The 12,214-nt window shown below is 72.9% G+C and carries 9 protein-coding genes; 7 read left to right on the forward strand and 2 right to left on the reverse strand.

The window, feature by feature from the left end; translation table 11 throughout:
- The first annotated feature begins 33 nt into the window (after positions 1 to 33).
- Positions 34 to 663: a hypothetical protein gene (locus tag CCZ36_RS27340; protein ID WP_128818772.1), complete on the forward strand. Its 630-nt coding sequence runs from the start codon at positions 34 to 36 to the stop codon at positions 661 to 663.
- 62 nt (positions 664 to 725) lie between these two features.
- On the opposite strand, the gene CCZ36_RS27345 is transcribed toward CCZ36_RS27340, so the two are convergent.
- Both CCZ36_RS27345 and CCZ36_RS27350 read right to left on the reverse strand, forming a co-directional pair.
- Positions 726 to 1,373 (reverse strand): hypothetical protein, encoded by a 648-nt coding sequence (locus tag CCZ36_RS27345; protein ID WP_069740532.1) that lies wholly within the window; start codon positions 1,371 to 1,373, stop codon positions 726 to 728.
- A 214-nt stretch (positions 1,374 to 1,587) separates the two neighbouring features.
- Complete coding sequence (locus CCZ36_RS27350; protein WP_128818773.1) at positions 1,588 to 3,759, reverse strand: RecQ family ATP-dependent DNA helicase; 2,172 nt, start codon at positions 3,757 to 3,759, stop codon at positions 1,588 to 1,590.
- Between the two features lie 110 nt (positions 3,760 to 3,869).
- On the opposite strand from CCZ36_RS27350, the gene CCZ36_RS27355 reads away from it, so the two are divergent.
- The 6 genes from CCZ36_RS27355 to CCZ36_RS27380 all read left to right on the forward strand — a co-directional run bounded on the left by CCZ36_RS27355 (position 3,870) and on the right by CCZ36_RS27380 (position 11,946).
- Positions 3,870 to 5,261, forward strand: a complete 1,392-nt coding sequence (locus tag CCZ36_RS27355; RefSeq protein ID WP_128818774.1) for a DUF4192 domain-containing protein — start codon at positions 3,870 to 3,872, stop codon at positions 5,259 to 5,261.
- A gap of 135 nt (positions 5,262 to 5,396) precedes the next feature.
- Complete coding sequence (locus CCZ36_RS27360; protein WP_010063447.1) at positions 5,397 to 6,155, forward strand: NUDIX hydrolase; 759 nt, start codon at positions 5,397 to 5,399, stop codon at positions 6,153 to 6,155.
- 145 nt (positions 6,156 to 6,300) lie between these two features.
- Complete coding sequence (locus CCZ36_RS27365; protein ID WP_069740530.1) at positions 6,301 to 8,034, forward strand: ATP-binding cassette domain-containing protein; 1,734 nt, start codon at positions 6,301 to 6,303, stop codon at positions 8,032 to 8,034.
- A 181-nt stretch (positions 8,035 to 8,215) separates the two neighbouring features.
- Entirely contained in the window at positions 8,216 to 9,082 is an 867-nt protein-coding gene (locus tag CCZ36_RS27370; protein WP_269467463.1) for a FadR/GntR family transcriptional regulator, read from the forward strand.
- Positions 9,083 to 9,402: 320 nt separating this feature from the next.
- Positions 9,403 to 10,950, forward strand: coding sequence for an RNA polymerase sigma factor (locus CCZ36_RS27375; protein WP_069740533.1), 1,548 nt, complete (start codon positions 9,403 to 9,405; stop codon positions 10,948 to 10,950).
- A 165-nt stretch (positions 10,951 to 11,115) separates the two neighbouring features.
- A complete protein-coding gene (locus CCZ36_RS27380) occupies positions 11,116 to 11,946 on the forward strand; it encodes a S1 family peptidase (protein WP_069740528.1) in 831 nt (276 codons plus the stop codon).
- Positions 11,947 to 12,214: the final 268 nt, after the last annotated feature.

A 12,214-nucleotide genomic window follows, 5' to 3' on the forward strand; every position in this document is an offset into this window, starting at 1 on the left:
ACCTCGGCGTCCGACACCACCCAGACCACCGTCATGCCTCTGATCTCCGAGGAGCCTCAGATTCCCGAGAGCGCCCAGGGTCCCCGCGTCACTCCGGCCGCCGGCCGCACCGCGCCGACCCCTCGTCCCGTACCCGGTCCGCGTTCAGCGGCCACCCCGCGTCCCGGCCGTCCGGGCCCCGGCCCCGCGCGCCCCGCGCCCCCGGCGCAGCGCCCCCACCCCGCCCCCGCGGCTCCGGCCCCCGCCCGTCCGAAGCCGCCGGAGAATCGTTCCGCACCGCAGGTCCAGCTGATCCCGGCCCCGGCGGCCGGTGCGCTCGACGCCGCCGAGGAAGCGGTCGACCTGCTGCTGGAGTCCGGTCGCGCACCGGGTGACATCCTGGTCCTCACCACCGGCGAACAGCATCCGTGGGCCGCCCACGAGCTGTCCTTCGGCGAAGCCGCGTACTGGGCCCAGCACGACGCCGGCGACGACGTCTTCTTCGCCGACGTCTCCGCGGCCGACCGGGCGGCGTCCCGGCCCGTGGTCGTCGTCGCGGTCAACGGCGATGCCGACCGGACCGTGGCGCGCACCCTGCCCGCCGCCCGTGACCGCGCAGGCGCGCTGCTGATCGTCTGCGGCGACCCGCAGACGATCAACTCCGCACTCGGCGCCGGGGTCTGAGGCACATCCCACCGGTGCCCCGGCCGCCCACGCGCGGGCGGCCGGGGCACCGGTGGGGGCGGTCAGCGGGCCGCCGTGCGACGCAGCGCCTCCACGGCACCGCCGCCCGACCGGGTAGGGGCGGTCCGGTGGTCGCCGACGGAGACGGTGTCGGCCAGGAGCGAGGGCTCCGACAGCGAACTGGGCCGCCGCCCGCCCCTTCCCTCGCCGAGCACCTGCCAGCCTCCGCGGGTCAGCGTGATGTACGCGCCGCAGCGCAGCCCGTGCAGGGTGCAGGCGTCCCGCAGGCCCCACATCCACGCGCCGTCCTCCTCGGTCCACCGTTCGTCGCCGTCACGGCAGTACAGAAGTACCGCCGTACGGACCGGAGCACGCCGGCGCAGATCGTGCGGGATGACCCGCCGCAACTGCGCCAGGAGGGCGTTGCGGAACTCCCAGCCGTCCGCGGCCACCGTCGGCCGGCGGGCGAACGAGGCGCTCGCGATGAGCCGTTCCTCATGGTCCAGGACCGCGACCACCGCGGTGGCCGGAGTCGGGTGGTGCCGGGAGTGCAGCCCGCTGACCACTTCCCGGGGACTGCGCAGCAGGGGGATGCCCGCCGAGGCCCACTCCGCCGGCTCCAGCATCCGGGCAAGGTGATCGGCGGAGCCGGCGGAAACCGGGGACGCCGATGTCGACGTGGTTGAGGACGGGGCGAATCCGAAGGTCACGGTCCTCCCTTCGCTACGCGCCCACGGTGCGGGCAGGGTCGAGTGAGGGCGCGCCGCGGCACAGCCCTTCCGGGCCCGACGAGAACTGTGCGGGAGCGCTTCCCATCCTCCCTGGCCCACCGGCAGGCGGCAACGAGCAATTTCTGAGGCTGACGGGAATCAGCCGGAATGACACTGATATCCCTGCCCAGACCCGCACGCGATGACTCCCCCGTCACCCCTGAACCGCGAGGACCAGCGGAAACACCCCCTGAGCCCCGGCCCGCCGCAGCAGGCGCCCCGCCACGGCCAGGGTCCAGCCTGTGTCCGACAGATCGTCCACCAGCAGCACGGGGCCGTCCGCCGCCGCCAACGCCGCCGCCAGATCCGGCTCCACGACCAGCGTCTCGTGCAACGCCCGCACGCGCTGCGCGCTGTTGGTCTGGGACATCCGTACCTCCTCGGAGCCCGGCGCGTAGGAGACCGACCCGAGCAGAGGCATCCGGCCGATCTCGGAGATGCGCCGGCCGAGTGACTGGACCAGCTGCGGCCTGCGGCGTGAGGCGACGGTCACCACACCGACCGGCCGGGGAGCCGCGTCCGCCGATCCGGAGGCCCAACCGCCCGGCCCCTTCGCCCAGTCGGCGAGCACGGTGACCACGGCGTCCGTGACATCGTCCGGCACCGGAGCGTCCGGAGCCTGCGCCGCCAGCATGGGGCGCAGCCGGTTGCCCCAGCCGATGTCGGAGAGCCGGCCCAGCGCCCGTCCGGCGAAGGACAGTTCGCCCGCGGGGATACGCCCCTTGAGATCGACGCCCACCGCGGGCAGGCCGGTGGGCCACATCTTGCGGGGATCAACCTCGACACCGGGACGGCCCAGCTCGTGGCGCGCCCCGTCCAGGGCGGAGGTGGAGACCTTGTCGTTGAAGCGGGCGCCCGCGCAGTTGTCACAGCGTCCGCAGGGTGCGGCCGTCTCGTCGTCCAGACGCAGCCGCAGGAACTCCATCCGGCACGCCGTCGTCGAGGCGTAGTCGCGCATCGCCTGCTGCTCGGCCTCCCGCTGCCGGGCGACCCAGGCGTAACGCTCGGCGTCGTAGACCCAGGGGGCGCCCGTGGAGATCCAGCCGCCCTTGACGCGTTTCACGGCACCGTCGACGTCCAGCACCTTGAGCATCGTCTCCAGCCGGGTCCGGCGCAGATCGACCAGGGGCTCCAGGGCGGGGAGCGAGACCGGGCGCTCCGCGTGGGCCAGCACGTCCAGGGTGCGCCGCACCTGCTCCTCGGGAGGGAAGGCGACGGAGGCGAAATACTGCCAGATCGCCTCGTCCTCCTTGCCGGGGAGCAGCAGCACCTCGGCGTGCTCCACACCGCGCCCCGCACGCCCGACCTGCTGGTAGTAGGCGATGGGGGAGGAGGGCGAGCCCAGATGCACGACGAAGCCGAGATCGGGCTTGTCGAATCCCATGCCCAGCGCGGACGTGGCGACCAGGGCCTTGACCCGGTTCGCCAGCAGATCGTCCTCGGCCTGCTGCCGGTCGGCGTTCTCGGTCCGCCCGGTGTACGAGGCCACCGCGTGCCCGTTCTGGCGCAGGTAGGCGGTGATCTCCTCGGCCGCTGCCACGGTCAGCGTGTAGATGATTCCGGAGCCGGGAAGCTCGCCGAGATGGTCGCCCAGCCAGGCCAGCCGGTGCGCGGCATTGGGCAGCCGCAGCACGCTCAGGCTCAGGCTCTCCCGGTCGAGGGGCCCCCGCAGGACCAGCGCGTCCGTGCCGGCGCCGGTGCCCAGCTGCTCCGCGACGTCCGCCGTCACCCGGGCGTTGGCCGTGGCGGTCGTGGCGAGCACCGGGACGCCGGTCGGCAGATCGGCGAGCATCGTCCGCAACCGCCTGTAGTCGGGCCGGAAGTCGTGTCCCCAGTCGGAGATGCAGTGGGCCTCGTCGACCACCAGGAGCCCGGTCGCCGCCGCCAGCTTCGGCAGCACCTGGTCGCGGAAGTCCGGGTTGTTGAGCCGCTCGGGGCTCACCAGCAGCACGTCGACCTCGCCCGCCGCCACCTCGGCCTGGACGCTCTCCCACTCCTCGGTGTTGGAGGAATTGATCGTCCGGGCGCTGATCCCGGCCCGGGCCGCCGCGGCGACCTGGTTGCGCATCAGCGCCAGCAGCGGTGAGACGATCACGGTCGGGCCGCTGCCCTGCGCGCGGAGCAGTGAGGTCGCGACGAAGTAGACGGCGGACTTGCCCCAGCCGGTGCGCTGCACCACCAGAGCCCTGCGCTTGTCGGCGACGAGCGCCTCGATGGCGACCCACTGGTCCTCGCGCAGCACGGCTGTTCCGCTGTCGTCGCCCACCAGGCGGGCGAGAACGGAATCGGCCGAAGCCCTGAGCGCTGCACGGTCTGCGTTGGTCATGCCCCCATGCAACCCGATGACTGTGACAAACCGCGAACGGCGACGCAAGCCTGTGGATAACGTTATCCACAGGGGTCGCGGGATTCGGTGGCTCGCGGGACCGTCGAGCCATGAACAAGCACCACGAATCCACCGGCCCCGCCGGGGACCAGCAGATCACCCTGCGTGGCCCCGCCGACCTCGCCGACGCCCTCCCGTATCTGATGGGCTTCTATCCCAACGACAGCGTCGTGATGGTGGCCCTGCACGGCGGCCAGGGCCGGTTCGGCGGCCGGCTCCGCCTCGGAATTCCGCAGGCGCCCGGCGAATGGGGGCCGGTCGCCGACCAGTTGGCCGAGTGCCTGGTCTCGGGGAGCGAGCGTCGCGAAGGGCGGCCCGACGCGATCGTGATCTTCCTCTGCCAGGACTCGCCCGACGGTGAGAGCGGCCGGCTGACCATGGAGCGGCTCAGGCCGTTCGCGCAACGTCTGCGCACGGCGTGCGGAGCCCTCGACGTCCCCGTCCTCGAAGCGCTCTGCCTCTCCGACGGCCGTTACTGGTCCTACTGCTGCCCCGACCCACGGTGCTGCCCCGACCAGGGAAATCCCCTGGCCATGCCCGGGACGACGGTGATGGCCGCGGCCGCCACCTACGCGGGCGTGCACGTGCGGGGCACGCTGCGCGAGATGGAGGCACGGCTCCAGCCCTGGCGGACCCCGGCAGCCGTGCGGGCCCAGGAGAAGGCCCTGGACACGGCCGGCCCCGAGCTGCTGCCGAGGCTTCTCGACGAGCGGGCCAGGCGGGAGGTCACGGCGGAGACCCTTCGGCTGGCGCGCAGGCTCATGGACCGGATCGAGGACGCGCAACCCGCGCCGCCCGCGCTCGCGGACGCCGGGGACGACCAGCTGATCGGTTCCGACGAGGCCGCCGCCGTCATCCTCGGGCTCCAGGACCGCGAGACCCGGGACAAGGCCGCCGCCTGGATGGAGGGGCCGGAAGCCCAGTCCGCCCTGCGGTTGTGGCGGACGCTGGCACGGCGCTGCGTCGGACCGTACGGGGAGCATGCCGCCGCCCCGCTCACCCTGGCCGGCTGGGTCTCCTGGTCCACCGGCGACGAACCGGGCGCCCGGGTCGCCCTGTCGCTGGCGCTGCGCGCCGATCCGGACTACACGTTCGCGCAACTGCTGCACCGGGCCTGCAACGAAGGGCTCGATCCGGAGGCCTTGCGCCGGTGTCTGCGCGAGGCGGCCGACGCCGACGAGGAGCAGCCGGGCGCCGACGCCGAAGAGGGGGAGGCGGTGGGGACCGGCATCGACCGGGGTACCACCCCTCTCCACGTCCGCAAGGTCCGCGCGCTGCCCGACGGAGGACGGCGGCGGGCGCGTGCTCTCCGCCCTCCGGGCGCCGAGCGGCACCAGGCGTCACCCGGCTCGACCCGTTCCCGGGTCCCGGCGCCCGGGCGACGTGCGCGCGACGCCCGGCGGTACGGCCGACGCGGCAGCAGGGCGCGGCGGCATGACTGACCGTCCCCTCGGCAACCCGTTACGGCCACACCCCGGTGCCCCGTGCCCCGGCGAATCCGACGACGTGGCACCCGGACTGATCACGAGCATGCTGAAGGGAGTGTTTATCGTCAGGCAGACGACTATGATCGCGGCATGCCGCCCTACGACCCGTCGACCTTCCCGCCCTTCGCAGTCACCGTCGACCTGGTCGTGCTCACGGTGCGCCGTCACGCGCTCTGCGCGCTGGTCGTCCGACGCGGAGAGACCCCGTTCCAGGGCCGGTGGGCGCTGCCCGGCGGTTTCGTCAGGCTGGACGAGGACCTGGGCTCCGCGGCGGCACGCGAGCTCGTCGAGGAGACCGGCCTCTGTGCGCACGATCCGGCTAAACCGGCCGTGGGCAACGGAGCGCATCTGGAGCAGCTGGCCACCTACGGGGACCCGGCGCGCGACCCCCGGATGCGGGTGGTCAGCGTCGCCCATCTCGCCCTCGCGCCCGACCTGCCCGCGCCCCGGGCGGGCGGCGACGCCAACAGCGCGCGCTGGGCGCCGGTCGAGGATCTGCTGCACCCCGGCACCGGACGGGAGGGCGAACAGGCGGCTCCGCTGGCCTTCGACCATGCGCGGATCCTGGCCGACGGGGTGGAGCGGGCCCGCTCCAAGATCGAATACTCCTCGCTGGCCACGGCGTTCTGCCCGCCCGAGTTCACGGTCGGTGAGCTGCGCCGGGTGTACGAAGCGGTGTGGGGCGTGGTCCTCGACCCCCGCAACTTCCACCGCAAGGTCACCGGGACGCCGGGATTCCTGGTGCCGTCCGGCGGGACGACCACACGCCAGGGCGGACGGCCCGCGCAGCTCTTCCGGGCCGGGGCGGCCACGGTGCTCAACCCGCCGATGCTGCGACCCGAGGTCTGAGTCACCGGGCGTTCCCCCGCGCCGGCTCCACGGAACGCCCGTCGATCCCGCCCTGCACCAAAAGTCTGAAATGTCGCGTTATCTTGCTGCGGTACCCCCTTGCCGCCGAGCGGTCTCACCGTCCGCGAGAGACGCGAGAGAAGCGATGCTCCAGGCCATCGGACTCACCAGCACCCCCCGTCGCGACGGGCCCCCCGCCGTGAACGATCTGACCTTCGAGGCCCCTCCCGGACGGGTCACGGCCCTGCTGGGCGCTCCCGGCTCGGGCCGGACCGCGGCCCTGCGGCTGATGCTCGAACTGGACGCCGGGCGGGGCGTCGCCTATTTCAGGGGGCGGCCACTGCACCGCATCGCCCACCCGGCACGGGAGGTGGGCGTGCTCCTGGGCGACGTGCCCGGCCACCCCTCCCGGACCGTCCGGGGGCAGCTCCGGATGCTCTGCGCGGCCGCGGGCGTACCCACCACCCGGGCCGACGAGGTGCTGGAGGTCGTCGGCCTCGCCGGGCTCGGGGACCAGCGCCTGGGGACCCTGTCGGTGGGGATGGACCGTAGGCTCGGGCTCGCCGCCGCGCTGCTGGGAGACCCGCACACCCTGATCCTGGACGAGCCGGCGGACGGGCTGTCCCCACGGGAGAACAGCTGGCTGTACGGGCTGCTGCGCGCGCACGCGGCCCAGGGCGGCACGGTCCTCCACACCACCGGCGACCCCAAGGAGGCGGCCCGCACCGCCGATCGCGTCGTCACCATCGGCGGCGGACGCCTCGTCGCCGACCAGGACGTCGCCGACTTCGCCCGCACCCGGCTCCGGGCCCGCGTCGCCGTCCGCACCCCGCACGCCGCCCGGCTGGCGGCCGTGGTCAGCCGGGAGGCGCGGGCGGCGCAGCGCTCCGTCGAGGTGGTCGAGGAGGCGGGCGGCCGGCTGACGGTCTACGGCAGCAACTGCGCGGAGATCGGCGACACCGCCTACCGGCACGGCGTCCCCGTCCACCAGCTCGCCGACGAGATCGGCGACACCGGACCCGCCGAACCGGCAGCCGGGCGAGCGGAGCGGGACGACGCGGCCGTTGCCCTCTCCGAGCTGCCGCCCCCGATCCGGGTGCGGCCCGTGCGCGGCCCCCTCCGCCCGCTCCGCTACGAACTGCGGCGCTCCCTCGGCGTCCGGACAACGACCATGATCATGGCGACCGTTCTGGTGGTGTCGGCCGCCCTGTCGGTCCTGCTCGCCCGCACCGACGGCACCGCCCTCCCCCGTGTGCTCGCCGCCTGGCCGGCCCTCTTGCCGCTGCCTCCCGCCGCGCTCGGCGCGGGTCTGCTCGGGGCGCTGTCCTTCGGGGACGAGTTCCGTTATCCCGCGCTCGCCGCCGCTCGCGGCACCGTGCCCCGGCGGCTCGGGCTGCTGCTGGCCAAGCTCACCGTGACGGCGGGCTTCGCCCTGTTGCTCGCCGCCCTCACCGTGGTGGGCGGAGCGCAGAGTCTCCGGCTCGTGTACGGACCGGACTTGATCGACATCCCTTCGAACGCCTTCGCGCTGGGCGTGAGTTGGGCCGGCCTGACGGTCGGCTGCGCCTGGGCGGGGCTGCTGGCCGCCGGCGTCTTCCGGGTGACCGGGGCGGGTATCGCCGCCGTCCTGGCCGTACCGGTGCTCGTCGTTCCGCTGGTGCAGAAGATCTTCGCGGTGCCGTCCGCGCGTTCGGTCGCCGGGCTCCCGGGCCGTCTGCGCGAACTGGCCGGATGGCAGCTGCCGCAGCAGGCGGACCACTGGATCCTCGCCGTCGCGCGGGTGGTGGCGCAGCCCGTCGGGACCGCGCTCACCCTGTCGTTGGCAGCCCTGATCTGCGCGTATCTGTTCACCAGCCTTCGAGGAAAGGCGCGTTGGTGACCGCCACCGCATCACACCGAGGAGAGGAGCCCACAACTCCCTGAAAAATGACTGACTTGTGCGGATATGGCGTCAATTGCGGAGCGGGCGCCGATCACCCTTTCGTGTGCTTTTCACCAAAGACCTCAAGAGGCGGGTGAGCCGCGCCGACAAAGGATGCGTGAGTACCCTTGCGCACACCATGATGACCGCCGCCCGCACCGCCGATTCCGGCCTGGCCGGCTCGGGCGAACTCGACCGCTACCCGTATCCGGAGGCGTCGGCCGGCGAGCGTGCCGCGACCCGGGCCTGGGGCGGTGCCGATTCCGAGCTGGGACGGGCGAGCCGGCGGGGCTCGGCCAGCCGTGGGCGCGGTCTCCACGGCCAACTTGTCCAGCAGCTGGGCCAGATGATCGTTTCCGGTGATCTCGGCGCGGACCGCCCCCTCGTACCCGAGGAGATCGGCCAGCGCTTCGAGGTCTCCCGCACCGTCGTCCGCGAATCCCTGCGCGTCCTCGAAGCCAAGGGGCTGGTCAGCGCGCGTCCCAATGTGGGGACGCGGGTCCGCCCGGTCAGTGACTGGAACCTGCTCGATCCCGACATCATCGAATGGCGTGCCTTCGGTCCGCAGCGCGACGATCAGCGTCGTGAGCTGGCCGAGCTCCGCTGGACCATCGAGCCCCTCGCGGCCCGGCTCGCCGCCGGGCACGGCCGGGACGACATCCAGCAGCGGCTCGCCGACATGGTCGAGATCATGGGGCACGCGACGGGGCAGGGCGACACGATCACCTTCTCCCGCGCCGACGCCGAGTTCCACGCCCTGCTCATCCAGGCCGCGGGCAACCGGATGCTCGAACACCTTTCCGGCATCGTCTCGGCGGCCCTCCATGTCTCCGGCGGCCCCGTCACCGGCTGTGACCGCCCCGGTGAGACCTCGCTCGCCCACCACGCCCGTATCGCCGACGCCCTGGCGTCGGGCGACGCCGGGGCCGCCGAGGCCGCCATGCGTCAACTGCTCGTCGTCCATCCCGACGTCGAACGCGTGGTTCCCGCACCGCGCGAGCACTGACCGGGGCGGCGGGGCCCCGGGCCCGATGCCGCCGGACCGCACGGGCCCGGCGGCACAATGGAGGGGGATGCAACCTTTGGTCCCGTTCGCCGTAAATGGGGTGTGACTCGGGCCACGCGGATTGGCCGTAACACTCCTCGAAGCAGCGCGATGACTTAAGAGGTGAGCGCAGCGGAAGGAATACAGCAGCCCTGGGGCGCGCTGTTTCAGTTCTGAGGCCAAACCCGCGCCGTCGACGACATCCCCAGTCGGCGGTCGTCGGTTCCAGCCCCCTCCAGGGCAGGGCCGGAAGCCGTTTCCATCGTTCCGAGAGGTTGTTCGTGTCGGCCAGCACATCCCGTACGCTCCCGCCGGAGATCGCCGAGTCCGAATCTGTGATGGCGCTCATCGAGCGGGGAAAGGCTGATGGGCAGATCGCCGGCGATGACGTGCGTCGGGCCTTCGAGGCTGACCAGATTCCGCCAACCCAGTGGAAGAACGTTCTGCGCAGCCTCAACCAGATCCTCGAGGAAGAGGGTGTGACGCTGATGGTCAGTGCCGCGGAGTCGCCGAAGCGCGCCCGCAAGAGCGTCGCAGCGAAGAGCCCGGTCAAGCGCACCGCCACCAAGACTGTCGCGGCGAAGACCACCGTGACCAGGACCGTCGCGGCAACCGCCGCCCCGGCGGCCGAGAGTGCGGACGCGGGGGCCGACGACGCCGTCGCGGCCGCTCCCGCGAAGAAGGCGGCGGCCAAGAAGACCGCTGCCAAGAAGACAGCCGTGAAGAAGACGGCGGCCAAGAAGACCGCCGCCAAGAAGTCCGGCAAGCAGGACGACGAGCTCCTCGACGGCGACGAGCCGGTCGAGGAGGTCAAGGCCGGCAAGGGCGAGGAAGAGGAGGGCGAGGGCGAGAACAAGGGCTTCGTCCTCTCCGACGACGACGAGGACGACGCACCTGCTCAGCAGGTCGCCGTCGCCGGCGCCACCGCCGACCCGGTCAAGGACTACCTGAAGCAGATCGGCAAGGTTCCCCTCCTCAACGCCGAGCAGGAGGTCGAGCTCGCCAAGCGCATCGAGGCCGGCCTCTTCGCCGAGGACAAGCTGGCGAACGCCGACAAGCTCGCGCCGAAGCTCAAGCGCGAGCTGGAGATCATCGCCGAGGACGGCCGCCGCGCCAAGAACCACCTCCTGGAGGCCAACCTCCGTCTGGTGGTCTCCCTGGCCAAGCGCTACACCGGCCGCGGCATGCTCTTCCTGGACCTGATCCAGGAGGGCAACCTCGGTCTGATCCGCGCGGTCGAGAAGTTCGACTACACCAAGGGCTACAAGTTCTCCACGTACGCCACCTGGTGGATCCGTCAGGCGATCACCCGCGCGATGGCCGACCAGGCCCGCACCATCCGTATCCCGGTGCACATGGTCGAGGTCATCAACAAGCTCGCGCGTGTGCAGCGCCAGATGCTCCAGGACCTGGGCCGCGAGCCCACCCCGGAGGAGCTGGCCAAGGAGCTCGACATGACCCCGGAGAAGGTCATCGAGGTCCAGAAGTACGGCCGCGAGCCGATCTCCCTGCACACCCCGCTCGGCGAGGACGGCGACAGCGAGTTCGGTGACCTCATCGAGGACTCCGAGGCCGTCGTCCCGGCTGACGCGGTCAGCTTCACGCTCCTCCAGGAGCAGCTGCACTCGGTGCTCGACACGCTCTCCGAGCGTGAGGCCGGCGTGGTCTCGATGCGCTTCGGTCTCACCGACGGGCAGCCGAAGACGCTCGACGAGATCGGCAAGGTCTACGGCGTGACGCGTGAGCGCATCCGTCAGATCGAGTCGAAGACGATGTCGAAGCTCCGGCACCCGTCCCGCTCCCAGGTGCTCCGCGACTACCTGGACTAGAGCGCGAAAGGCGGCCTCCCAAGGGCGGAACGCCGAGGATTCACCGGCCGAGGGCCCGGAACCCCCCAGGGGATCCGGGCCCTCCGGCGTGTCTCCGGGGCCGGACACGGACTGCCTGGATCACGCTGGGTGAAACGGTTTATCGCCTCAGTGTCAGGAGCCTCCATGCCTCGTCCCCTCGTCCGTGCCCTGACCGGGGCGCTCGCCCTGACCGCCGCCTCGGCCGTGCTGCCCCTCGCCGCGCCCTCCGCGGCGGTCGCGGAGAGCATCATCGTCGGCGGGCGCCCCGCCCCAGTCGCGGACAGCCCCTGGGTCGTGGCGCTGTCGAGCCGGGACCGGTTCGGGGACACGCGCGCCGGGCAGTTCTGCGGCGGTGTGGCCGTGGCGCCCACGAAGATCCTGACGGCGGCCCACTGTCTGAGTGACGAGGCGCTCGGCGGACCGGCGAAGCGGGTGAAGGACCTGCTGGTCATCGCCGGCCGGGAGCGGTTGAGCGATTCCGGCGGCCGGGAGGTCCCGGTCCGGCGCATCTGGGTGAACCCGGCCTACGACCCGGTCTCCAACGCGGGCGACCTCGCGGTGCTGACCCTGTCCCGCGCCCTGCCGAAGGGCGCGACCATTCCGGTGGCCAGGAGCGGAGACGCCGCCTACCGGGCCGGGACAGCCGCCGACGTCTACGGGTGGGGGGACACGACGGGCAGTGGCACCTACGCCTCCGTGCTGCGCTCCGCCCGGGTCCAGGTCCTGCCGGACGGCGACTGCGCGCGGGCCTACCCGGGCGGCCGGGAGGGTACGTACAAGGCCTCGGCGATGCTCTGTGCGGGCGAGCCCGCAGGGGGCCGGGACGCGTGCCAGGGCGACAGCGGCGGGCCGCTGGTGGCCCGTGGGCGGCTCATCGGCCTGGTGTCCTGGGGCAGCGGCTGCGGGCGGCCGGGCAGCCCCGGGGTGTACACCCGGGTCTCGGCCGCGCTGGACTGGGCCGCAGGCCGCATCTGAACCGCGCCCCGCACCGCCTCGGAGCCGTACGGACCCCGCGGCCGAGGTCTGCGGGGTCGCAACCGCATCCGGGGCGGTACGGGCGGACCGAGGCCCCGGAGGCGTCACGGCCCCCTGAGGCCACGCACAGCCCCGGAGGCGCCTGAGGCCGCGCACAAGCCCCTGGGGCCTCCCGACGGCCGGCAACACCGGCAGCACAACGAGAACGGGCGGCTCCCCCGGTGGGGGAGCCGCCCGTCGGCCGGTCCTGGACCGGCCCCTGGCTCGT

It is taken from the genome of Streptomyces sp. S063 (genome assembly GCF_002832675.1).
GTDB lineage: Bacteria > Actinomycetota > Actinomycetes > Streptomycetales > Streptomycetaceae > Streptomyces > Streptomyces sindenensis.